Consider the following 23,449-nt stretch of genomic DNA (forward strand, 5'->3'; position numbering starts at 1 on the left):
GCTACATCCCCAGCAGTCCGTGCGAGATGCCCGCCGCGGCCGCGACGCAGATCGCCGCGAACACGCCCGCGATGACATCGTCCAGCATCACCCCCAGCGCGTCGCCGCGCCGGTCGGCCCAGCCCACCGGGCCGGGTTTCCAGATGTCGAACAGGCGGAACATGATGAAAGCGCCGACCCAGCCCGGCCACGGGAACACCCACGCGCCGACGTCCGCATGCCACAGCCCGGCCGACAGCGGCCACAGCGCCAGCCAGATCCCCGCCACCTCGTCGATGACGATCTCGGAGGGATCGTGGTCGTCGCTGCCGCGCGTCGCCTCGGCGGTGGCCCACCAGCCGACCGCGAAGACCAGCACCGTCGCGGCCGCGAACAGGGGAAAGCCGCCCAGCCCGTGCAGCACCCACGCCACCGGGATCGCCGCCGCCGAGCCCCACGTGCCCGGCGCCCACGGCAGAAGGCCAACGCCGAAGAATGTCGCGATCGCCCGGCTCATGCGCCACCTGTCAGCAACGTGGTCGCCATGGCGGCGATGCCTTCCTCGCGGCCCGTGAAGCCCAGCCGCTCGCTGGTGGTCGCCTTGATCGACACGCGCCCCGGCTCGATCCCGAGGATCGAGGCGATCTTGCGCGCCATCGCGGCGGCATGCGGTCCGATCTTCGGGCGCTCGCAGATCAGCGTCAGGTCGATGTTCGAGATCGCATAGCCATGCGCCGTCGCCAGTTCGCCCGCGTGGCGCAGGAAAATGGCGCTGTCGGCGCCTTTCCACTGGTTGTCGCTGGGCGGGAAATGCTGGCCGATGTCGCCCATCGCAAGTGCGCCATAGATCGCGTCCGTGATCGCGTGCATGCCGACATCGGCGTCGGAATGCCCCTTCAGTTCGTGGGTATGCGGGACCTCGATCCCGCACAGGATCACGCGGTCGCCGTTGCCGAACCGGTGAACGTCGAACCCGTTGCCGACCCTGATGTCCATGTTTGCTCCAAGAAAGGCTTCCGCGCGCTGGAAATCCGTCGCGCGGGTCAATTTCAGGTTTCGTTCCTCGCCGGGGACCATGACGACTTCGATCCCGGCGGCGCGGGCCACCTCGACGTCATCGGCGGCGGTCCCGCCGAACGAGGTATGCGCGGCGAGGATCGCGTCAAAGGCAAACCCCTGCGGCGTCTGCGCGCGGTAAAGTCCGCTGCGGTCCTGCAGGCCGGTGACCACGCCCTCGGCCCCGCGCCACAGCGCGTCGCTGACTTCAAGCGCTGGGGCGGCGCCTTGGGCGTCCTTCAGGGCGGTCAGCACGTCCGAGATGATGCGCTGGCTGACCAGCGGGCGGGCGGCATCGTGAATCAGCACAGTGGCGCAATCGGCGTCCGACAGTGCCTGAAGCCCCGCGCGAACCGAGTCGCTGCGCGACTCGCCGCCCGCGACCGAGGTAACGTCGGGGAACTCGGGCGCGCGGTGCATTTCCTGCGGGTGCAGCACCAGCACGACACGGTCAACACCCGCTGCGGCGCGGAAGGCGTCGAGCGTCCAGTCGATGACACGTCGCCCGGCAAGTGATTGCCATTGCTTTGCAATGTCCCCTCCGGCGCGGGTGCCCCGTCCGGCGGCGACGATGATGGCGGCTGTGACTGTCATGCGCTCCTCGATGCGGCCCCGAACTGTCTATTGCCAGTCTGCCGGGGTGACAATGGAGGACATTTTGCAGGCCGATGTGATTAAAAAATAATCATATAGTGAATTGAATGCAGCAATGCGCGCGTAGGAATTGTAATCGAAGCGCTTGCAGAATAGCTACCAAACCAACCGCACAAGGAATAGGCAATTGACCATTCGATTGGCGACAGTGCCCATAGACCCTCCGGTCCTGCTGGCTCCGATGGCCGGTATCACCGATCTGCCGTTCCGGCGGATCGTGGCCGGATTCGGTGCGGGGCTGGTGGTGTCCGAGATGGTCGCCAGCCAAGAGATGGTGCAGGCGAAGTCCGGCGTGCGCGAGAAGGCAGAGCTTGGGCTCGGCGAGCAGGCCACCGCGGTGCAGCTTGCAGGGCGCGAGGCGCACTGGATGGCCGAAGCCGCGCGCATGGTCGAAGCCAACGGCGCGCGCATCATCGACATCAACATGGGCTGCCCCGCCAAGAAGGTGACCAGCGCTTCGGGGGCAGGGGCGTCCGGCTCGGCCCTGATGAAGGATCTCGACCACGCGCTGACCCTGATCGAGGCGGTGGTGGACGCGGTCGACGTGCCGGTGACGCTGAAGACGCGGCTGGGCTGGGACGACGACATGCGAAATGCCGCCGAGCTGGCCCGTCGCGCCGAAGCCGCGGGCGTGCAGATGATCACGATCCACGGCCGCACGCGCTGCCAGTTCTACAAGGGCTCTGCCGACTGGGCTGCGATCCGGGGCGTGGCCGATGCCGTTTCGGTCCCGGTGATCGCCAACGGGGATATTCTTGGCTCTGACGATGCGCGCCGTGCGCTGTCGCTGTCGGGCGCTGCCGGGGTGATGATCGGCCGGGGCGCGCAGGGCCGTCCGTGGGTTCTGGCAGAGGTCGCCGCCGCCGTGTTCGGCGGCCCGCGTCCGGACGTGCCCGAGGGGGCCGCGCTGGCCGAGCTCGTGGCTGAACATTTCGAGGCGTCGCTGTCGTTCTACGGCGTGGCGCTGGGGCAGAAAGTCGTGCGCAAGCACCTTGGCTGGTACATGGACACCGCACGTACCCCCGCCGGGCTGCGCCGCGAGGTGCTGACCGCCAGCGACGCGGCGCAGGTGCGCCGGCTTCTGCCCATGGCTTTCGATGCCTGCGAGGAGGCCGCCGCAGCATGACCGTCCGCACGCTTGGAGACACGATCTGGGCCTCGCTGCCCGTTCCGTCTTTCGTGGTCGACCCCGAAGACCGCATCTCCGAGGTCAACGCTCCCGCCGAGCAGTTCCTGAACACCTCGCAGCGGTCGCTGCTGGGGTCGCCCGTGTTCGACAAGCTGGCGATCGACGCGCCGCTGGAAGAAGCCTTCGGGCGGGTGCGCACCGATCTGTCGCCGCTGTTCATCAACAAGGTCGATGTGTCCGGCGGCAATGCCGCGCCGGTGCAGTGCAACATCCAGATCGCGCCGCTGATCGGGATGCCGGGGCATGTGCTGGTGGTGATGGAGCCGCGCCAGATCGCCGACCGGCTGGGCCGCGCGTATTCCGTGACCTCGGCGGCCAAGTCCGCCATCGGCATGGCCGAGATGCTGGCGCACGAGATCAAGAACCCTCTGGCCGGGATCACCGGCGCGGCGCAGCTTTTGTCGATGAACCTGTCGAACGGCGACCTTGAGCTGACCGATCTGATCGTCGCCGAAAGCCGCCGCATCGTGGCGTTGCTGGATCAGGTCGAACAGTTCGGCAACCTGCGCCCGCCCGCGCGCCGCGTGGTCAATATCCACGATCTTCTGGACCGGGCGCGCAAGTCGGCGATGGTCGGCTATGCCGCGCATATGAAGATCGTCGAGGATTTCGACCCCTCGCTGCCGCCGACCTATGTCGACTCGGACCAGATGCTTCAGGTGTTCCTGAACCTGCTGAAGAACGCCAGCGAGGCGTCGGGCAAGCAGGGCGGCACCATCCGGCTGCACACCTTCTATGACCTGTCGCTTCGGCTGCGCCGGCGGGACGGAGCCGGCGGCGCCTTGCCGCTTCAGATCGAGATCATCGACGACGGCCCCGGAATCCCCGAGGATATGCAGGCCGACATATTCGAGCCCTTCGTGTCCGGCCGCGAGAACGGCACCGGGCTTGGGCTGGCACTGGTAAGCAAGATCATATCCGACCACGACGGCTGGATCTCGGTGGACTCGGTGCCCGGACGCACCGTGTTCCGCATCTCACTTCCGATCGCACCCAAGGAGGTGCGGGACGAATGACCATCACTGGCAAGGAGGCCAACTAATGGACGGTACAGTCCTGGTCGCGGACGACGACCGCACGATCCGCACGGTGCTGACGCAGGCCCTGACCCGAGCCGGGTGCAAGGTTCACGCCACGTCCTCGATGGTGACGCTGATGCGCTGGGTCGAGGAAGGGAAGGGCGATCTCGTCATTTCGGACGTGGTCATGCCCGATGGCAACGGGCTGGAGGCCCTGCCGAAGATTGCCGAGGAACGGCCCGGCCTTCCGGTCATCGTGATCTCGGCGCAGAACACGATCATGACGGCGATCCAGGCGGCCGAGAAGGACGCCTACGATTACCTGCCCAAGCCCTTCGACCTGCCGGACCTGATGAAGCGCGCCGCCCGCGCGCTTGAGGTCAAGCGCCGGGCGACTCCGAAGCGCGCGAACGAGGAACAGACCAAGGACGACCTGCCGCTGGTGGGCCGCACGCCCGCGATGCAGGCGCTGTACCGCCTTGTCGCGCGGGTGATGAACACCGAACTCGCGGTGTTGATCACCGGTGAAAGTGGCACGGGCAAGTCCTTGATCGCACGCGCTATTCATGACTTCTCTGACCGCCGCACGCTGCCCTTCGTGGTGGCCAGCGCGTCGGATCTTGCAACGATGGACGGGCCCGCGACGCTGATCAGCCGCGCCAAGAACGGGTCGATCCTGTTCGACGAGGTGGGCGATCTGGACGACGACGCGCAGGCGCGGATCGTGCGGATGCTGGACAGCTTCACCGACAACGCGCCTCGCGTCATGGCGACCAGCCAGGCGGATCTGGGCAACAAGATGGAATCCGGCGCCTTCCGGCAGGACCTGTTCTATCGCCTGTCCGGCGTCACCCTGAACGTGCCGTCCCTGCGCGAACGGGTGGACGACATCCCGCTTCTGGCCGAGCATTTCCTTGCCCGGTCCGAACGCGACGGCCTGCCGGCCCGGCGGTTCACCGAGCAGGCGCTGGACCTGATCCGCGCCTATTCCTGGCCCGGCAACGTGCGCCAGCTTGAGAACACAATCCGCCGCCTGCTGGTCACCTCGGCCGAGGAAGAGATCACCCGCGCCGAGACCGAACAGGTGCTTGGCAACCAGCCCGCGATGGAGCCGCTGCAGGGCGGCAGCGACGGCGACAAGCTTTCGTCCAGCGTGGCCAAGCATCTTCGGCGGTATTTCGACCTGCACGGCGGGGTCCTGCCGCCGCCGGGACTTTACGCGAGGATCCTCCGCGAAGTGGAACTCCCGCTTATAGAAATCGCACTCGACGCGACCGGCGGAAACCAGGCCAAATGTGCCGATCTGCTGGGCATCAACCGGAACACGCTTCGTAAAAAGATAACGGACCTCGATATTCAGGTGACAAGGCGCCGCAAGTTGATGTAAAACCGCAACATAAGAGTGGCATTGCCGCCGCAGGCGGTATCAAAGACCACTCAATGTTGCGGTAGCGCCGCTTTCGGGCGGCTGGATAGTGAGGTGAGTCTCGTGCGCACAGCCGTACGACGTCTCAATTGGGAGCGTCTGAGCAGGCTCCGTCGACAACGCAGGGTTCAGAACGCCGCCACGATCGGGCTGGTGATCCTTGGGCCCGTGCTGGCGGCGGCCACCTTCCTTGTTCTTGGTCCTCTGGGCCAGGGCAACGGGTCGCTGGGCCTGCGGATCGTCCTTCTTGCGGACCTCGTCTATGCGATGGTGATCGCCGCGCTGGTGCTTCAGCGCGTGGCGGCGATGATCGCGGCGCGACGGGCGCGCTCGGCGGGGTCGCGGCTGCACCTGCGGCTGACGGGCGTGTTCGCGATCGTGGCGCTGGCCCCGGCGGTGCTGGTGGCCGTGTTCGCGGTGATCACGGTGAATTTCGGCCTCGAAGGCTGGTTCTCGGACCGGGTGCGCACCGTGCTGGGCTCGTCGCTGAGCGCGGCGCAGGCCTACGAGGAAGAGCACCGGCAGGACCTGACGCAGGACGCCGAAGCGCTGGCCGAGTACCTGAACGCGGCGCGGCGGACGGTCGTGTTCGTATCGGACGGGCAGTTGCGGCAGATCCTCACGCAGGGCCAGACGCAGATCCAGCGCGGACTGCGCGAGGCGTTCATCATCAATGGCGGCGGAGAGATCCGGGCGCGGGGCGAGCGCAGCTATCTGTTCGATTTCGAAGAACCGGGCGCCGACCTGCTGGAACGGGCGCGGGCCGGCGAGACGGTCATTATCGAGGACTGGGACGTCAACGAGTTCCGGGCCATCGTGGCGCTGGACGAATACGTCGACCGGTTCCTGTACGTGTCGCGCAACGTCGACGGCGAGATCCTGCGCCTGCTGGACGACACGCGCGAGACGGTGAACCTTTACAACCAGCTTGAAAGCGACCGGGGCAAGATCGTCTTCGAGTTCGGGCTGGTCTACCTTGGCTTTGCGGTCATCCTCGTTCTGGCCGCGATCTGGCTGGGCCTGTGGTTCGCCGAGCGTCTGTCGCGCCCCGTGGGCCGACTGACCGGCGCGGCGCAGCGGGTGGGCGCGGGCGACATGGACGTGCAGATCCGCGAAGAGAAGGGCGACGACGAGATCGCCATGCTGGGCCGCATCTTCAACCAGATGACCCGGCAGCTGAAGGCGCAGCGCGACACCATGCTGGAAAACAACGCCCAGATCGAACGGCGCCGGCGTCTGTTCGACTCTGTGCTGAGTTCGGTGACGGCGGGCGTCATGGGGCTGGACGAGCAGGGCGAGGTGACGTTCATCAACCGCTCTGCCGCGCGTCTTCTGGGGCTGGACCCCGACCTGCATTCCGGCAGCCTGTCGGACCTTGTGCCCGAGTTCACGCCGCTGTTCCGCCGCCTGCGCGCCGCCGTGGGCGAGACGGTGCAGGAAGAGATCAAGATGATGCGGAGCGGCAAGCTGGAGAACCTGCTGGTCCGGATGGCGGTACGGACTTACGACGACGGCTCGCTGGAGGGCTACGTGATCGCCTTCGACGACGTGACCGATCTGGTCAGCGCGCAGCGGATGGCGGCGTGGGGCGACGTAGCGCGGCGCATCGCGCACGAGATCAAGAACCCGCTGACCCCGATCCAGCTGTCCGCCGAGCGCATCCAGCGCAAGTTCGGGCGCGAGGTCGGCGACTCTGACCGGCTGGAGCAGATGACAGAGGTCATCATCCGCCAGACCAACGACCTTCGGCGCATCGTCGACGAGTTCTCGAAATTCGCCCGCATGCCGGAACCCGAGCGGAAGGTGGAAGACCTTGCCCGGCTGGTGCGGGACGCCGTGCTGCTGCAGGAGGATGCGCAGCAGGAAGGCGTGACGGTGACCGCCGACGTGCCGTCCGACGCCGTCATGAGCGATATCGACGCCACGATGATCAGTCAGGCGCTAACGAACTTGATCAAGAATGCTGGCGAAGCGATTGAAAGCTATCGCGAAAGTTCCGGCGACGCCGACTATGCCGGCGAGGTGCGCGTCGCGATGAAACTGGGCCGCAATGGGGCTGTGATCACCATTGACGACAACGGCATCGGCCTGCCGCCCGACCGGTCACGTCTGTTCGAACCCTACGTGACCACCCGCGAGAAAGGGACCGGCCTTGGCCTGTCCATCGTGAAAAAGATCATCGAAGAGCACGGCGGCACGCTGGCTCTGGTCGATGCGGAACCCTTTACCCCGGGCGCCCGCCACGGCGCCCGGGCAGAAATACGCCTGCCGCTTGTGCCGCAGGAAGTGGCCCCACAAAAAACCGAACTTGCCGTATGAGGAAGCAGTTATGAGCGATATTCTTATAGTCGACGACGAGCGCGATATTCGCGAACTGATCTCCGATATTCTGGAGGACGAAGGCTATGCCACGCGGCTGGCCGCGAACTCGGACGATTGCATGGCGGCGATCAACACGGATCCGCCGGCGCTGATGATCCTCGATATCTGGCTGAAGGACAGCCGGATGGACGGGATCGACATCCTGAAGACGGTGAAACGCGACAACCCCGGCATCCCGATCGTGATCATTTCCGGTCACGGCAACATCGAGATCGCCGTCGCCGCCATCAAGCAGGGCGCTTATGACTTCATCGAGAAGCCGTTCAACATCGACCAGTTGATGGTGGTGATCGGCCGCGCGATGGAGACGTCGCGCCTGCGCCGCGAGAACAGCGAGCTCAAGCGCCGCGACGAAGGGCCGACCGAGATGATCGGCAACAGCTCGGCCTTCAAGACGCTGAAGAACAACCTCGACAAGGTGACCAAGTCGAACGGCCGCGTGATGCTGACCGGTCCGGCGGGTGCGGGCAAGGAAGTGGCCGCGCGCTATATCCACGCCAACTCGAACCGGGCGCAGGCGCCGTTCATCACCGTCAACTGCGCCTCGATCGAACCCGAGCGGATGGAAGAGGTCCTGTTCGGTCGCGAAGGCGCCGACCGGGGTGTCGAGCCGGGCCTGCTGGAGCAGGCGCATGGCGGCGTGCTGTATTTCGACGAGGTCGCGGACATGCCGTCGGGCACCCAGTCGAAGATCCTACGCGTGTTGGTCGAGCAGTCGTTCCAGCGTGTCGGCGGCACCGACAAGGTGCGTGTCGACCTGCGGGTGATCTCGTCCACCAACCGCGACCTTCAGACCGAGATCGACGCGGGCCGGTTCCGTCAGGAACTGTACCATCGCCTGAACGTGGTGCCGATCATCGTGCCGTCGCTGGAAGACCGGCGCGAGGATATCCCGACGCTGGCCGACTATTTCATCGACGGCTTCAATAAGACCCAGGGCTTGCCGCAGCGCGAGCTGTCCGAGGAAGCTGTCGCGCTGCTTCAGACGATGGTCTGGCCGGGCAACGTGCGCCAGCTTAAGAACGTGATCGAACGGGTGCTGATCCTTGGCGACGGCAGCGGTCCGATCTCGGCCGCCGAACTGCCGCAGTCCGAGCCTCAGGGGCAGGACGATGGCAAGGTCGTGCTGTCGGGCTCGCTGGCCACGCTGCCGCTGCGCGAGGCGCGCGAACTGTTCGAGCGGGAATACCTGCTGACCCAGATCAACCGTTTCGGCGGCAACATCAGCCGCACCGCCAGCTTCGTCGGCATGGAGCGCTCGGCGCTGCACCGCAAGCTGAAGTCGCTGGGCGTGGTGACCACGAACAAGGCGGGCAGCCGGATCGCGACCGTCGAGGAAGAGGCGCTGCGCACCGGCTGATACGCCTGTCGAAGTCACTCAATTGCCAGACAAGTTTGGAAGCGGCGCCATCAAAGCGCCGCTTTCGCTGTCTCTAACCTATGCCCGCGCGCCGGTGATCCCGGCGCCGTCTGGGGCCGTCCCGCCGGTTTGGGCGTCGGGACGGAAGGGCTGAGGGAGCCGCTGCGGAGAACCGGGCGGACGGGTGAGAGAGACGGAGGCACTGGTCATGGTACAGACCACGGCAACGCTTGATGGCGTCGTAATCAACGAAATCGGCGGAATTCCCTTCGGGGCCGGACAGGACCTGAACGGCGACGGCAGCGTCGACGCGCAGGACGAGTTCATCGAGCTTTACAACACCAGCGGGTCGCCGGTGGATATTTCCGGCTGGCAGGTCTGGGAGGACAATGTCCTCAAGGCCACGATCGATCCGGGTACGACGATCGGGGCGGGCGAGTATTTCGTACTGGTCGACGGTGTCGATAACGCCAACCCGATCCAGGGCGTCAACGGCGCAGATTCGCAGTATTCGGATGGCGAACTGACGCTTTCGGATGGCGACGTCGTGATCCTCTACAACGCGACGGATGACGAATATGTCGTCTTTCAGGGCTCCAACGCGGACGGCGCCGACGTGACCGCTGCGGTCAACGCGCTGCTGGTGTCGCATCCCTCCGCTTCGCAGGTCGGTCCGACCGAGCAGGGCGAGGACGACACCCCGGGCAATTCGACCAGCCGGGTCGAGGATGGCGACGACACATGGGCCGATCAGGCGATCACGCCGGGCGCTGCGAACTGTTTCCTGACCGGCACGCTGATCGCCACGCCCGAGGGCGAGCGCCCGGTCGAGGATCTGGGCCCCGGCGACATGGTGCTGACGTCGGACGGCCGCGCGGTGCCGGTGCGCTTCGTCTTCCGGCAGGAGGTCCGTCTGCGGGGCCGGCTTGCCGCCCGGCTGGAACCGGTGCGCCTGCGCGCCGGGTCGCTGGGCATCGACTTGCCGAAGCGCGACCTTGTGGTGACCGCCGATCACGGCATCGTGCTTGACGATCTGCTGGTCAACGCTGGCGCGCTGGTCAACGGCGCCGAGATCGCCTTTGCCCCGCACAAGACGCTGCCCGCGCGGATCACCTACTGGCACATCGAAACCGCCACGCACGAGGTGCTTATGGCCGAGGGCGTACCGGCGGAAAGCTTCGCCGACGTGACGGGCAGGGCCCTTTACGACAACCACGCCGACTATTTGGCGATGTACGGGGCCGAACTGCTGATCCCCGAGATGAACCTGCCGCGCATCGCGTCGGCACGGCTGTTGCCGGTCGCGCTGAAAGAGCGGCTGGACGAGAACGGCGCGCGGACGGACCGGGCCTCGGGCTGACGCGGCGCGGCTGCAACGCCGGGCGGTCCTTCGACGGCCCGGCGGCTGTGCGGCTCTCGACAGTGACCGGCGAACGGGGTAGCACCCCAAGGCATCGGGTTGAGGTCGAGGGACGTGAACATGATCCGCAAAGCAGCACTTTTGCTGACACTTCTGGCCGCCGCGGGCTGCGGTTCGACGCCGCCGGTGGCCGAGGTCACCTCGGCCGGCCAGCGCGAGATCGTCGGCACCAGCGGGGTGCCCGAACTGACCAAGATCTCGGCGCTGACGCAGGGCATCATCGGCCTGTCGCCCGCCATCGACCCCGAAGAGGCCGCGCGGATCGCGAAGATCGCGGTCGAGTATCCGCTGTTCACGCTTGCGCCGCGCTATGGCGCGGTCGACCCGCCGCTGGTCCACAATGTGAAGGTCAACATGGGCATCAAGCCCCGTGGCCTGTGCAAGGACTGGGCCGACGATCTTGAAGCGCGGCTGCGGCAGGAAGGCTTCCAGACCGTCGACTTCCACCGCGCCATCGCCAACGCCGACAACATCCGGATCGAGCATTCCACGGTCATCGTCAGCGCCAAGGGTGCGGCGTGGGACCAGGGCATCGTTCTGGACCCGTGGCGCGAGGGGCAGGGCGTGCTGTATTGGGCCCGCGTGCTGCAGGATGATCACTATACGTGGATCGAACGGTCGGAAGTGTTCCGGATGAAACGGGAATGGGCCGCCAGCAAACCGCGCTGAGGTCCGGGCCTGCGATGGCACGGTTAACGCAATCGACCGTTTCTGCGGGCGCATTGACCCCGCCCGCGCCCCGTGCCATCGGTTGGCGACTGGGATGAGTTTGACGGCAAGCAAGGCGACAGGCGCATGAAAGTCATCATCTGCGGTGCGGGTCAGGTCGGCTGGCAGATCGCCCGTCACCTGTCGGGCGAACGCAACGACGTCACCGTCGTCGACAACAACCCCGATCTCGTGCGCCGCGCCACCGATACGCTGGACGTGCAGGGGATTGCGGGCTTTGCCTCGTATCCGGACATTCTGGACGCCGCCGGCGCGCGCGACGCCGACATGGTGATCGCCGCGACCCACTCGGACGAGGTGAACATGGTCACCTGTCAGGTGGCGCACTCGGTGTTCAGCGTGCCGAAGAAAATCGCCCGCCTGCGCAGCCAGTCTTATCTTAACGCGATCTACAGCGACCTGTACCGGCGCGAGCACATGCCGATCGACGTGGTGATCAGCCCCGAGCGCGAGGTGGCCGACGCCGCCCTGCGGAGGCTGAAGCACCCCGCCGCTTTCGACACCGAAAGCTTCCTTGGCGGCAAGGCGCAGCTGATGGGCATCGTGCTGGACGAGGACTGCCCGGTGGTGAACACGCCGCTGAAGCAGCTGTCGGACCTGTTTTCGACCCTGCGGGCCATCGTGGTCGGCGTGCGCCGCTCGGGCCGGCTGTTCGCGCCGGAACCGAACGACCAGCTGTTCGTCGACGACGAGATTTACGTTTTCGCCCACCGCGAAGACGCCGACCGGGCGCTCGAAATCTTCGGCAAGGAAGTCGTGAAGACCCAGCGTGCCGTCATCGTGGGCGGCGGCAACGTGGGCCTTGCGGTGGCCAAGGCGCTGGAAGGCCAGACCGACCGGGTGCGGATGAAGGTCATCGAGAAAAGCCGCCCCGTCGCCGAACGCGCCGCCGATGCGCTGGAACGGACCATCGTTCTGCATGGCGACGGCCTGAACATGGAACTGCTGGAAGAGGCGAACGTCGCCAAGGCCGACGCCATTCTTGCGGTGACCGACGACGACAAGACCAACATCCTTGCCTGCGTGCGCGCCAAGGCCGCAGGGGCGAAGCTGTCGATCTGCCTGATCAACGACCAGTCGCTGTCGTCGCTGATGATCCCGCTGGACATCGACGCCATCATCAACCCGCGCACCACCACCGTCAGCTCGATCCTGCGCCACATCCGGCATGGGCGCGTGCGCGAGGTCTATTCCATCGGCGACGCCGAGGCCGAGGTGATCGAGGCGCAGGTGCTGTCGACCTCGCCCATCGCGGGGCAACTGCTGCGCGACATCGACTTTCCCGAAGGCGTGCTGGTCGGCGGGGTGATGAAGGGCGGCGAGATGTTCCGTCCGGCAGGCAACATGCGGATCGACGAGGGCGACGTGATCGCCATCTTCTCGCTGTCGGCGGACGTTCCGGAGGTCGAGCGGCTGCTGCAGGTCTCGATCGACTTTTTCTGAGGCGCCGGGGCGATGCCTAGCCGTATCCTCGGACTTCCCCTGATCGTCCTGCTGATGATGATCGGGGCCGTGGCGATGTTCCTGCCCGCCGTCTATGCCGGCGCGGTGCGGGACTGGGACAGCGCGCGGGCCTTCCTGTTCTCGGGCATCATCTTTATCGCGCTGTCGGCGATGATCGCCATCGCGGTCTCGAACTACGCCGTGCGGCGGCAGGCGCGCAGTCATCTTCTGGCGCTGCTTGCGGCCTACGCCGTGCTGCCCGCGATGCTGGCGGTGCCGCTGTACGAAGCGGTGGGCGACACCCGGTATTTCAACGCCTACTTCGAGATGGTGTCCTCGCTGACGACCACCGGCGCCTCGGTCTATCCAGAGCCGGGACGGCTGTCGGGGGCGGTGCACCTGTGGCGCGCGCTGGTGGGGTGGATGGGCGGGTTCCTTGTCTGGGTGACGGCCATCGCGATCATGGCGCCGCTCAGCCTTGGCGGCTTCGAGGTGCTGGGCGACCGGGGCGAGGCGGCGGACGCGGGTCTGACGCAGATCCAGCGCGTCGCGGACCCGCAGATGCGGCTTCGGCGCTATGCCTACATGCTGTTCCCGATCTATTTCATCCTGACGCTGGTGCTGTTCGTGCTACTGTTGGTGGCGGGTGACGTTCCGCTGGTGGCGATCTGCCACGCGATGTCGACGCTGGCCACAAGCGGTATTTCTCCGGTCGGGGGCACCACCGGTGCGCAATCGGGGTTTGTGGGCGAGTTGATGATTTTCCTCTTCCTCGGCTTCGCCCTGTCGCGCCGTACCTTCGAACGCGAGGGCAACGTGCGCCGCCGCAAACGGATGCGGCGCGATCCGGAACTGCGGATGGCGGCGGGGCTGGTTCTGCTGGTGCCGCTGTTCCTGTTCCTGCGCCACTGGTGGGGCGCGATCGAGATCGAGAACGTCGGCGACATGGAAAACCTTGCCGTGCAGGGCTTCGCGGCGCTGTGGGGTGGCGTGTTCACGGTGCTGTCGTTCCTGACCACCACCGGCTTTGAAAGCACGCACTGGGATACCGCGCAGGCCTGGTCGGGGCTGGAGACGCCGGGGCTGGTGCTGATGGGGCTGGCGCTGATCGGCGGCGGCGTGGCGACGACGGCGGGCGGGGTGAAGCTGTTGCGGGTCTACGCCCTGTACAAGCACGGCATCCGCGAACTGGAGCGGCTGGTGCATCCCAGCTCGGTGGGCGGTTCGGGTGTCTTCGCGCGGCATCTGCGGACGCGGGGCGCCTATGTGGCGTGGATCTTCTTCATGCTGTTCGCGATGTCCATCGCGGTGGTGATGCTGGCGCTGTCGCTGACGGGCCTGAATTTCGACCAGACCACCGTGCTGACCATCGCCGCGCTGTCGAACACCGGCCCGCTTGCAGGCATCGCCGAGTCCGTGCCGATCAGCTATGCCACCCTGAGCGACGCCGCCAAATGGATCCTGACCGCGTCCATGGTGCTGGGCCGGCTGGAGACGCTGGTGATCATCGCGCTGCTCAACCCCGAGTTCTGGCGCAATTGACGCGACGGACTGCCCAACATTGGGCAAAACGCCCCGTTTTCAATCGGTAGAGAGCGATTTTTTGGGCTGGAATCCCGTTATGTTCCCGTACATACTCGAAACCACTGACAATAAGCGGGACAGTCCGCGGCAGAACGAAAAAGGGTAAAAAACCAATGGCTGCCGACAAGCAGAATTTGCAGGACGCATTTCTGAATCATGTCCGGAAGACGAAAGTCTCGGTGACAATTTTTCTTATCAATGGCGTGAAGCTTCAGGGTGTTATCACCTGGTTCGACAATTTTTGCGTGCTCCTCCGCCGCGACGGACAGTCGCAATTGGTGTACAAGCACGCGATCTCGACGATCATGCCGAGCCAGCCGATCAACCTGTATGATGGCGACGACTAAAGCTTGGGCGATCCGCATCTGACGTATGCCTGGGTCCTGCACCCGGACATCACCTCCGACAGAGACGCGCGCGAGGCTCAGCCCGCGCTGAAAGAGGCTGTGGCCCTGGCCGCGGCCTTGCCCGATCTGAAGGTGATCGGCTCTGAAGTCGTGCGCCTGCCGAAGGCGCATCCGGGGATGCTGTTCGGATCCGGCAAGGTCGAGGAACTGGGCAAGCGGCTGGAAGAGGCCGAGATCGACCTCGTGCTGATCGACGGTCCCGTCAGCCCGGTGCAGCAGCGCAATCTCGAGAAGGAATGGAAGGTCAAGATACTCGACCGGACCGGCCTGATCCTTGAGATTTTCAGCGACCGGGCGCGCACCCGCGAGGGTGTGCTTCAGGTCGAGATGGCGGCGCTGTCCTATCAGCGGACGCGTCTGGTGCGCGCTTGGACCCACCTTGAACGCCAGCGCGGCGGGCTTGGCTTTGTCGGCGGTCCCGGCGAAACCCAGATCGAGGCGGACCGCCGCGCGATCGACGAACAGCTTGTGCGCCTGCGCCGCCAGCTTGAAAAGGTCGTGAAGACCCGCGAATTGCACCGCGCCGCGCGCCGCAAGGTGCCGTTCCCGGTGGTGGCTTTGGTGGGCTACACCAACGCCGGAAAGTCGACGCTTTTCAACCGCATGACCGGCGCCGACGTGATGGCGAAAGACATGCTGTTCGCGACGCTGGACCCGACGATGCGCGGCGTGACGCTGCCCTCGGGCCGCGAGGTGATCCTATCGGACACGGTGGGTTTCATCAGCGACCTGCCGACGCAACTGGTCGCCGCCTTCCGCGCCACGCTGGAAGAGGTGCTGGAAGCGGACCTGATCCTGCATGTCCGCGACATCAGCCACGCGCAGACCGACGAGCAGGCCGAAGACGTCGAGGCGATCCTGCAGGAACTGGGCGTCGGGGAAGAGACCCCGATGATCGAGGTCTGGAACAAGATGGACCTTGTGACCGGCGAACGGCGCGAGGCGCTGCTGGCGCTGGCCGAACGCAACGACCACGTGTTCCCGGTGTCGGCTTGGACAGGCTCGGGACTGCGGCGGCTGTTCGAGTCGGTGTCCGAGGCCTTGGAAGAAGAAAAGACCGAGCGCGAGTTGCATCTCGACTTCTCGGACGGACGCCGCCGGGCATGGCTGCACGAGGAAGGCGTGATCGAAGACGAGCGCCAGACCGACGACGGCTTCGACCTCAAGGTCCGCTGGACCGCCCGGCAGGAAAAACGGTTCCGCGAGCTCTAGGCGGAATTGTCACGGGACAGTCCGGGCGGGCTGGTCTAGCCTCGGGTCCGATCCGAACGGTCCGGAAAGGCGCGCCCGATGCGAGACTTGCCCGAAACCATCGACCCGCCAGAACATGACGAAGCCGGCGCGCACATGGAGACCAGCGTGCCGACGGCTGGCCCGGACACGCCGGTGTCCGAGCTGTTCGAGCGACTCCGCGGCCAGCGGTTCAAATCGGCGGCCACGGTGTTCGTCACCGACACCGACGACCGTCTGCTTGGCTATGTCCGGATCAACGACATCATCGCGGGGCATGACGGCACGCTGGCCGACATCATGGCGCCCGCGCCCGAGGCGGTGACGCCCGAGGCCGATCAGGAAGACATCGCGGCACTGGCGATGCGGCTCGACATGATCTCGGTCCCGGTGGTCGACGACGCGGGCCGTTTCGTGGGCGCGGTGCCGCCGGGCGAACTGTTCCGCATCCTGCGCGAAGAGCATTTCGAGGACCTTCAGCACGGCGCAGGCATCAGCCCGCACGAGGATGGCCCCGCCGCCTCGCTGCACGCGCCGCTGTTGGACCGGCTGAGACGGCGGTTGCCGTGGCTGGTGTTCGGGCTGCTGGCATCGTCGCTGGTGACCATGGTGATGGTCGGTTTTGAAGAGGCGCTGGCGGCGAATGTCGCGGTGGCGTTCTTCGTGCCTGCGCTGGTCTACATCGCGGGGGCCATCGGGTCGCAGGCGGTTTCGGTCTCGGTCCGCGCCTTGGCCGAAGAGAAAATCGCCATCGGCAAGCTGCTGCGGGACGAGATGATCATCGGCCTTGGGATCGGCGTGTCGCTGGGAGTGCTGGCTGCCGGGGGCGTGCAACTGGTGTTCGGCGACGCGCTTCTGTCGCTGGCCGTGGGGCTGGCGATCCTTGGGGGCGGTGCGGTGTCGGCGGTGGTGGGTTTCGCGCTTCCGTGGACCTTCGACCGGCTGGGCGCGGACCCGGCGCTGGGATCGGGGCCGGTCTGCACCATCATTCAGGACGCCGCGAGCCTCGCGATTTATTTCCTGTCGGTTTCGGTTTTCGTGATGTGAAAGACTGATCCGATCAGGGGCAGGGGGCGTATCGGGTATGACACAGAACAAAGACAGACCCGCCATGACCCTGCTCATTCTCTACGTGACGACCTGCGTGATCTTCCTTGCTCTCGACGCGGTCGGGCTCACGCTGATGATCCGCCCCGCTTTCGAGCGCCACGTGGGTGACCTGCTGGCCTTCCGGCTGGCGCCCGCCGCGATCTTTTACCTGTTCTACGTGGCCGTGCTGGTCTGGCTGGTCACATGGCCCGCGATGACCGGCGACGTGCCGCTGTCGCGGCTTGTCCTGAACGCGGCGCTGTTCGGCGCGGTGGCTTACGGCACCTACGAGTTCACCAACCTCGCGACGCTGAAGCCGTGGCATTGGTCGATGGTGGCGATAGACCTGACCTGGGGCACGCTGCTGACGACGGTCGCGGCGGTCGGCGGGGTCACGGTCACCCGCGCCTTCGCCTAGCGCCGGTTCTCGGTTAGTTGCGCGGCAGAAGGGTGGTTATGCCCACCGCTGCCGCGCGGGCCAGTTCGGGGTCAAGCGACATCGGGATGTATTCGCCACGCCGCCACAACTCGCCCAGATCGTCGTAGTGGCGGCTAAGCGGGTGGCCCGACTGCCCGGTGGCGATGATGAAGACCGAACTGTCCGGGTCGGCGAAGTCGTAGACCCCGCGATAGCCCGCGCCGTGGACATTCTCGAACGGGTTCGTCCCGGTGCCCGAGGTCAATCCGCGCATCAGTGTCTGGTCCCCGCCCGAGGTGGACTGGCGGATGTTCACGATCCACGACAACAGCGGTACATCGCCCAGCACCGTATGATCATGCGTCGCCTCGTGCGCGTCGCCCCAGCGAAGCGATTCCAGCGAACCGCCGTAGGACTCGGCGATCCAGACCAGCGCATCGTCCAGCGCGCGGCGGGCGATCTCGGTGCAGGTCTCGGTCGAGGTGGACTGGATCACGTTGCACCACACGCCCGCGCCGTTCACATCGCGGAACACGCGCTCGATGAACACCGGGTCGACATGGGTGTATTCCCGCGCGAGCGAGCCGATCTCGTCGCGGATCAGCCGGTCCTGCAGCGCGCGCATCCACGCGGCGTAGATCAGCGGCTCGGGCATGTGCTCGTTCATCTCGCCGTTCCAGTTCGCCAGAAGCTCCAGCGCCTCCTGACGGCGGCGTTCGGGCGTGCCGGCGGGGGCCGCCTCGTCCGAGTACCACAGATCGGCGGCGACCAGCGGCAGCAGCGAGCGGGCAGAGTAGGACACGGTATCAAGCTGCGCCTCGATGAAGCTTTCGCGGGTGTGGACCTCGCGCGCCTGCATCAGCCGCCGCCAGCGCTGGATGCGCTGGGTGTCGCCCCAGTGGTACGAGACGTGGTTCGGGAACGGACGGTTCACCGTCTTGTTGTTGGTGTTGCCAAGGATGCCGCCCGCCGGGTCGATGAATTCGGGGTTGGCGGCGTAGTTCATCCAGCCCTGCCAGCGGTTCTCGGGCACCCAGCCGGGCGAGGGGATGCGGCCGAAGGTCTGGTGGTTGGCGTCGCGGCGGGGCATTACCCCCACGGTCTTCATCGCGATGCTGTCGCCATCCGCCAGTGTAAGGTTCTGGCTGGGCGCCATGTACAGGGCGCCGGCCTCCAGCCCTTCCTCGACCGAGCGCGCCTGCATCAGCCGGATCGCGGCGGTCATCGACGTGTCCTCGGGTGACAGCGCGGTCCATGCCAGCGACATCACGTGGCCGGGGGGCGTGATCGCGGCTAGGCCATAGTGATGGCCGGGAATGACCGGGCCGTTGTCGGTCCATTGCAGGCTGATGGTGACCGGCGCCTCGTCCTTCACGCGGATGATCGTGTTTCGGGTTTCCATCGGCGCAAACCCCTCTGGGGTGCGCACCTCGTTGGGATTGTCGGGGTTCAGTTCTTCGACGTACAGGTCCTGATCGTCGAGATAGGACGAGGTGATGCCCCAGCCGAAATGTTGCGACCGGCCCACCATCAGCGCCGGAATGCCCGGGATGGACCCTCCGATCACGCCGCCCGCGCCGAACTCCATCCGGGCGAGGTACCACGTCGACGGCGCCGAGAACCCAAGGTGCGGATCATTCGCCAGAAGCGTGCCGCCCGAGGCCGCGCGGCTGGGGGCGGTGGCCCATGCGTTCGAGGCGCCCGCCAGACCGCGCGGGGGGTAGGGTGCCAGCGGGTCGGTTTCGGGGGCAACGTCCGCGAATGTCTCGACGCCGGGGAAGAGGCTTGCGTACTCCGGCAGCGCGGCGATGCCGGCACCGGGGCTGTCGGGAAGGATGTCGCGCAGGCGGTCCTCGGGCAGCAGAAGCGAGGTCCGGGCGCGCAGGACCTCTTCGGCGATGTGGGACGACAGGCGCAGGCCCATCAGCTTGACCAGCGCGATGCTGTCGGCGGGCGCCCATGGCGCGATCTCGGGCGAGAACAGGAAGAACTCGGGCGCGCCGCGCCCCAGCGCGCTTTCGTTCACCTCGGTCAGCCTTGCGTTGACCCCGGCGGAATAGGCGCGCAACGCCTCCATCGTGGCATCGTCCTGCACCTCGACCGACCGGACGGCGAGGTTGTAGATGTCCAGCCGCCGCATCAGCTCGTCAAAGCGGAAGGTCCGGCGGCCGAAAATCTCGGACAAACGGCCCTGCGCGGTGCGGCGCAGCATCATCATCTGCCAAAGCCGGTCCTGCGCATGGGCATAGCCGAGGCCGAAATAGACATCGGCGTCATTGGCCCCGAAAATATGCGGCACATCGGCGTGATCGCGCACGATTTCGACCGCGGCGGTCAGGCCGTCGACTTCGACCGTGGCGTCGTAATCGGGCAGCGACCGCGACGCCATGTAGTAGGCAAGCAGCATCGCGGCGATGGCGAGGCCCGCGACAACGGTGAATAGCCTCAGAAGCCATCGGAAGGCTGTCGCCATGGGAAGGGAATCCTCGGTTGACCGCGGGGGTGGGGCCGTTAGTTAGTCGGACCCGGATAACATGACAATGGGGAGAAGCGCGACATGGCCAAGGTGACATTTCTGGGACTGGGCGTCATGGGCTACCCGATGGCCGGGCATCTTGCCGCGAAGGGCCACGAGGTGACCGTCTATAACCGCACCTTCGCCAAGGCCGAGGCCTGGGTGAAAGAGCATGGCGGCTCTGCCGCGAAGACGCCGAAGGAGGCCGCCGAGGGTGCAGAGTTCGTCATGTCCTGCGTCGGCAACGACGACGACCTGCGGGCCGTCTGCACCGGAGACGACGGCGCCTTCGCCGGGATGGCCGAGGGCACGATCTTCGTCGACCACACCACGGTGTCGGCGGCGGTGACGCGGGAACTGGCCGAGGTCGCCAAGGCTTCGGGCATCGCCTTCGTCGATGCGCCGGTGTCGGGCGGGCAGGCCGGGGCCGAAAACGGCCAGCTGGTGATCATGTGCGGCGGCACCGAAGAGGCCTATGGCCGCGCCGAGCCGGTGATGGACAGCTATGCCAAGCTGTGCAAGCGGCTGGGCGACAGCGGCGCGGGCCAGCTGTGCAAGTCCGTCAACCAGATCTGTATCGCGGGCTTGGTGCAGGGTCTGGCCGAGGGGCTGCACTTTGCCCAGAAGGCGGGCCTGGACGGGCGCGACGTGGTCGAGGTGATCGGCGGCGGCGCGGCCGGGTCGTGGCAGATGGTGAACCGCTACGAGACGATGCTGGACGACAAGTTCGACTTTGGCTTCGCGGTGGACTGGATGCGCAAGGACCTTGCGATCTGCCTTGCCACCGCCGAGGAAACCGGCGCCTCGCTGCCGGTCACGGCGCTGGTGGACCAGTTCTACAAGGACGTCCAGAACATGGGCGGCGGCCGGCGCGACACCTCGTCCCTGATCTCGCGCCTGCGGAAGTTGGATGGTTGAGGTTGGGAAACAGTGATCGGTTTGGATCGGTCATTGTTTCGTTGAGAAACGGAAGGCGACGCTTGGGTAGGAGCGTCGCCTTTTGTTTTGGGGTGTCGTGAAGCTGTCTTGGTCAATCATGTCCGATAGGAAGGACCATTTGGGCAAATCGCGGCGAAGGTCGGCTCTGAGGCCACTTTGAATAATGCTGCGCCGTGATCGAATGGGCGCTTCACCGGTCACATTTGTAATTCGCTGTATGGGCAAACGTCGTCTTCAAACGGCACATGTCTGCGCCGAAAGCTGCTGTCAGGAACGGTTTCCGGGCTACTGATCCTATCCATACGGAAGTGCCGGAAATCGCCGCGCATCGGGTCCCATCCAACGAGATACCATAGTGGCGGGAGGATCAGCATCGCTTGCGGTTCGACTTCGCGCGTGGTGTTGCGCCCCTGAGCGTCGCGATATCCAAATCGAATGTGGTGCCGCCCAAGAAATGCCGCTTCGAATGCGGGCAAGAGCTCGGGATCCATTCTGCCGATGTCAGACAGATCCTGCAGCGGCGACAGTTGGCCGATATGAAGGCAGTCGAGGAAAGCGCGCAGATCGCGCACCTTCTCTCTGGGCAGGGCTTTTTCGATCTTGGCGAGCCCTGCATCAGCCAATTCCGAGAATGGCAGGTGCCCCGCAGCGCGCATGGCCGCAACACTGATGAGCAGCGCGAAAACCTCTGGTACCGACAGTTTGGCCGTCGCCTGCATCGATTGAGGGTCAAGTTGCACCCCCCCTCCACGACCAACATCGGAATGGATCACATAGCCTTCATCCCGGAGTGCACTGATGTCGCGCAGCACGGTCCTACGGGATGCGCCGACCTCATCGGCAAGGGCATCGATGGTAGATGTCCCGTTGCGACGAAGGCTGCGCACGATGGCGTCGTGTCTGAGTCGAATGTTCATGTCGACACCCTATCATAAAAGGTGTCAAATTTTGGCACTGTTTAGATCTACACCGATTCCAGAAACGCAAAACAAGGAGAATGCGAAATGGAACGGACAGCTGTGAACCCGTGGGACTGGTCAATCAAACTGGGTTACAATCAGGCAGAAGTGATTGGCGGCGCGACGCGTCAGGTCATTTGTGCAGGCCAAACCGCCGTGGACGAGAACGGCGCTCCTCAGCATCCCGGCGACATGCGCGCGCAGATGAGTCTGGCCTTAGACAATCTCGAAGCTGTCCTCGAAGGAGCGGGCATGAATCTGAGCAATGTGGTTAGGCTCGGCGTCTATGTCACCGATGTGGATGAGGCCTTGAAAAACTTCGACTTGATGGGAATGCGCTTTGGTCCGCATCAAGTGGCCCCGCCCATGACCTTGCTGGGTGTTGCACGTCTCGCGATCCCCGGTCTGCTGTTCGAGATTGAAGCGACGGCAATGGCGTAAAGCCAATCAGAGCGGCCATTTGGTTGAAAAAACCAAATGGCCGTTCAGTCCGCAAAGCCGACCAACACCAAAGCCAACACCCTGGCTCCTCAGTATCGCCCCCAACGCCAATCCCCCGCTTTCACGGGCGTGGCGTCACTTCGCCGCGCGCCACGCCGCCAGCCAGACCAGCACCAGCGCGAAGCTGAGGACCGCGTTCCAGCTTGCCATCGACAGCGACAGGAACTCGAACGCCACCTGGTCGCAGCGCACCAGCGGCGGGCCGGCGTCGATGGCCGGGTTCAGCAGGTCGTTGATCGAGGTGTTGGTGATGCCGTCGGTGCCGGAGCACTCGGTGATCCCTTCCCACCAGTCGCGCTCGACCCCGGTGTGAAAGACGCCGATGGCGCCGGTCGCGAAGGCGGCCAGCGCGCCCAAAAGCGCCAGGACCCGCGCTTTCACCGCCAGGGCCAGAACTCCGATCGCGATGGCGATGGCGTGCGGCCAGCGCTGCCAGATGCACATCTCGCACGGCGCGAGGCCGAAGACATACTGCGAGATCAGCGCGCCGCCCAGCAGCGCGACAGAGCCCGCGGATGCCAGCAGGATAAGGGTTTTGCTTTGTGTCATAGGTATTTCACCGCCAGGAATCCGCCAAGCAGGATCACGACGAACAGCGTGAACATCAAGCCCAGACGACGCTCGATGAAGTCACGAATGGGTGCGCCGAATTTCCACAGAAGCGCCGCGACCACGAAGAACCGCAGACCGCGCGCGATGATCGACGCCACGGTGAACACCGCAAGGTTCAGGCCCGTGGTGCCCGACAGGATGGTGATCACCTTGTAGGGGAAGGGCGTGACGCCCGCGATCAGCACCGCCCACGCGCCCCATTCGTTATAGCGGGTGCGGAACTCGTCGAAATAGGCGTCCTTGCCGTAGAACTCCAGCACCGGGCGGCCCACCGTCTCGAACAGACCGTAGCCGATGTAATAGCCCAGCATGCCGCCCAGCACCGAGGACACGGTGCAGACCCCGGCGATCAGGAACGCGCGGCGCGGCGTGGCGATGATCATCGGGATCATCAGCAGATCGGGCGGGATCGGAAAGACCGAGCTTTCGATGAAAGCCACGAAGGCAAGCGCCCAAAGCGCGTATTTCGAGGACGCCAGCGATACCGTCCAGTCGTAAAGCCGTCTGAGCATGTCCAACCCTGTTCCCGTTCCGGGCC

General features: G+C 65.5%; 21 protein-coding genes. 15 read left to right on the top strand and 6 right to left on the bottom strand.

The window, feature by feature from the left end; all coding sequences use genetic code 11:
• Position 1: 1 nt before the first annotated feature.
• Together ACP156_RS06280 and ACP156_RS06285 are read right to left on the bottom strand one after the other, a co-directional pair.
• On the bottom strand, positions 2–496 hold the full coding sequence (locus tag ACP156_RS06280; RefSeq protein ID WP_425050452.1) for a phosphatidylglycerophosphatase A family protein: 495 nt from the start codon (positions 494–496) through the stop codon (positions 2–4).
• Positions 493–1,629: a bifunctional 2-C-methyl-D-erythritol 4-phosphate cytidylyltransferase/2-C-methyl-D-erythritol 2,4-cyclodiphosphate synthase gene (locus tag ACP156_RS06285; RefSeq protein ID WP_425050453.1), complete on the bottom strand. Its 1,137-nt coding sequence runs from the start codon at positions 1,627–1,629 to the stop codon at positions 493–495. Before ACP156_RS06285 ends, ACP156_RS06280 begins: the two co-directional genes overlap by 4 nt.
• A 193-nt stretch (positions 1,630–1,822) precedes the next feature.
• On the opposite strand from ACP156_RS06285, the gene dusB reads away from it, so the two are divergent.
• The 13 genes from dusB (at position 1,823) to ACP156_RS06350 (ending at position 17,385) form a co-directional block, all read left to right on the top strand.
• The gene (dusB, locus tag ACP156_RS06290) at positions 1,823–2,815 is read left to right on the top strand and encodes a tRNA dihydrouridine synthase DusB (RefSeq protein WP_425050829.1); all 993 of its coding nucleotides are present in this window, start codon (positions 1,823–1,825) and stop codon (positions 2,813–2,815) included.
• Positions 2,812–3,894, top strand: a complete 1,083-nt coding sequence (locus ACP156_RS06295; RefSeq protein WP_425050454.1) for a two-component system sensor histidine kinase NtrB — start codon at positions 2,812–2,814, stop codon at positions 3,892–3,894. The genes dusB and ACP156_RS06295 overlap by 4 nt, the downstream gene beginning before the upstream one ends.
• A gap of 25 nt (positions 3,895–3,919) precedes the next feature.
• Positions 3,920–5,284: a response regulator gene (locus ACP156_RS06300; RefSeq protein WP_425050455.1), complete on the top strand. Its 1,365-nt coding sequence runs from the start codon at positions 3,920–3,922 to the stop codon at positions 5,282–5,284.
• A 102-nt stretch (positions 5,285–5,386) separates the two neighbouring features.
• Entirely contained in the window at positions 5,387–7,642 is a 2,256-nt protein-coding gene (locus ACP156_RS06305; RefSeq protein WP_425050456.1) for an ATP-binding protein, read from the top strand.
• Between the two features lie 10 nt (positions 7,643–7,652).
• Entirely contained in the window at positions 7,653–9,065 is a 1,413-nt protein-coding gene (locus ACP156_RS06310) for a sigma-54-dependent transcriptional regulator (protein WP_425050457.1), read from the top strand.
• Positions 9,066–9,273: 208 nt separating this feature from the next.
• The gene (locus ACP156_RS06315; protein WP_425050458.1) at positions 9,274–10,425 is read left to right on the top strand and encodes a Hint domain-containing protein; all 1,152 of its coding nucleotides are present in this window, start codon (positions 9,274–9,276) and stop codon (positions 10,423–10,425) included.
• Between the two features lie 120 nt (positions 10,426–10,545).
• On the top strand, positions 10,546–11,154 hold the full coding sequence (locus ACP156_RS06320) for a hypothetical protein (protein WP_425050459.1): 609 nt from the start codon (positions 10,546–10,548) through the stop codon (positions 11,152–11,154).
• Positions 11,155–11,280: 126 nt separating this feature from the next.
• Positions 11,281–12,657, top strand: coding sequence for a Trk system potassium transporter TrkA (gene trkA / locus ACP156_RS06325; protein ID WP_425050460.1), 1,377 nt, complete (start codon positions 11,281–11,283; stop codon positions 12,655–12,657).
• 12 nt (positions 12,658–12,669) lie between these two features.
• A complete protein-coding gene (locus ACP156_RS06330; protein ID WP_425050461.1) occupies positions 12,670–14,199 on the top strand; it encodes a TrkH family potassium uptake protein in 1,530 nt (509 codons plus the stop codon).
• A 155-nt stretch (positions 14,200–14,354) separates the two neighbouring features.
• The gene (gene hfq / locus ACP156_RS06335) at positions 14,355–14,588 is read left to right on the top strand and encodes an RNA chaperone Hfq (RefSeq protein ID WP_275568185.1); all 234 of its coding nucleotides are present in this window, start codon (positions 14,355–14,357) and stop codon (positions 14,586–14,588) included.
• A gap of 3 nt (positions 14,589–14,591) precedes the next feature.
• Positions 14,592–15,860, top strand: a complete 1,269-nt coding sequence (gene hflX / locus ACP156_RS06340) for a GTPase HflX (RefSeq protein WP_425050462.1) — start codon at positions 14,592–14,594, stop codon at positions 15,858–15,860.
• A gap of 78 nt (positions 15,861–15,938) precedes the next feature.
• Positions 15,939–16,925 carry a magnesium transporter gene (locus ACP156_RS06345; RefSeq protein WP_425050463.1) on the top strand — a complete coding sequence of 329 codons (987 nt, stop codon included), beginning with the start codon at positions 15,939–15,941 and terminating at the stop codon, positions 16,923–16,925.
• 64 nt (positions 16,926–16,989) lie between these two features.
• Complete coding sequence (locus ACP156_RS06350) at positions 16,990–17,385, top strand: DUF2177 family protein (RefSeq protein ID WP_425050464.1); 396 nt, start codon at positions 16,990–16,992, stop codon at positions 17,383–17,385.
• 13 nt (positions 17,386–17,398) lie between these two features.
• Here the strand turns inward: ACP156_RS06350 and ACP156_RS06355 are convergent, their stop codons facing one another.
• Positions 17,399–19,858 carry a penicillin acylase family protein gene (locus ACP156_RS06355; RefSeq protein ID WP_425050465.1) on the bottom strand — a complete coding sequence of 820 codons (2,460 nt, stop codon included), beginning with the start codon at positions 19,856–19,858 and terminating at the stop codon, positions 17,399–17,401.
• A gap of 84 nt (positions 19,859–19,942) precedes the next feature.
• Between ACP156_RS06355 and ACP156_RS06360 the strand changes: the two genes are divergently transcribed.
• A complete protein-coding gene (locus ACP156_RS06360; protein ID WP_425050466.1) occupies positions 19,943–20,818 on the top strand; it encodes an NAD(P)-dependent oxidoreductase in 876 nt (291 codons plus the stop codon).
• 218 nt (positions 20,819–21,036) lie between these two features.
• On the opposite strand, the gene ACP156_RS06365 is transcribed toward ACP156_RS06360, so the two are convergent.
• Positions 21,037–21,756 carry a helix-turn-helix transcriptional regulator gene (locus ACP156_RS06365; RefSeq protein ID WP_425050467.1) on the bottom strand — a complete coding sequence of 240 codons (720 nt, stop codon included), beginning with the start codon at positions 21,754–21,756 and terminating at the stop codon, positions 21,037–21,039.
• Positions 21,757–21,843: 87 nt separating this feature from the next.
• Between ACP156_RS06365 and ACP156_RS06370 the strand changes: the two genes are divergently transcribed.
• Positions 21,844–22,239, top strand: a complete 396-nt coding sequence (locus ACP156_RS06370; RefSeq protein WP_425050468.1) for a RidA family protein — start codon at positions 21,844–21,846, stop codon at positions 22,237–22,239.
• Between the two features lie 135 nt (positions 22,240–22,374).
• Here ACP156_RS06370 and ACP156_RS06375 read toward each other — a convergent pair whose 3' ends face one another.
• Both ACP156_RS06375 and ACP156_RS06380 read right to left on the bottom strand, forming a co-directional pair.
• Positions 22,375–22,848, bottom strand: a complete 474-nt coding sequence (locus tag ACP156_RS06375; RefSeq protein ID WP_425050469.1) for a disulfide bond formation protein B — start codon at positions 22,846–22,848, stop codon at positions 22,375–22,377.
• Positions 22,845–23,423 carry a YqaA family protein gene (locus tag ACP156_RS06380; RefSeq protein ID WP_425050470.1) on the bottom strand — a complete coding sequence of 193 codons (579 nt, stop codon included), beginning with the start codon at positions 23,421–23,423 and terminating at the stop codon, positions 22,845–22,847. The genes ACP156_RS06375 and ACP156_RS06380 overlap by 4 nt, the downstream gene beginning before the upstream one ends.
• Positions 23,424–23,449 lie beyond the last annotated feature (26 nt).

It is taken from the genome of Psychromarinibacter sp. S121 (assembly GCF_049801035.1).
In the GTDB taxonomy this organism is placed as follows: domain Bacteria; phylum Pseudomonadota; class Alphaproteobacteria; order Rhodobacterales; family Rhodobacteraceae; genus Psychromarinibacter.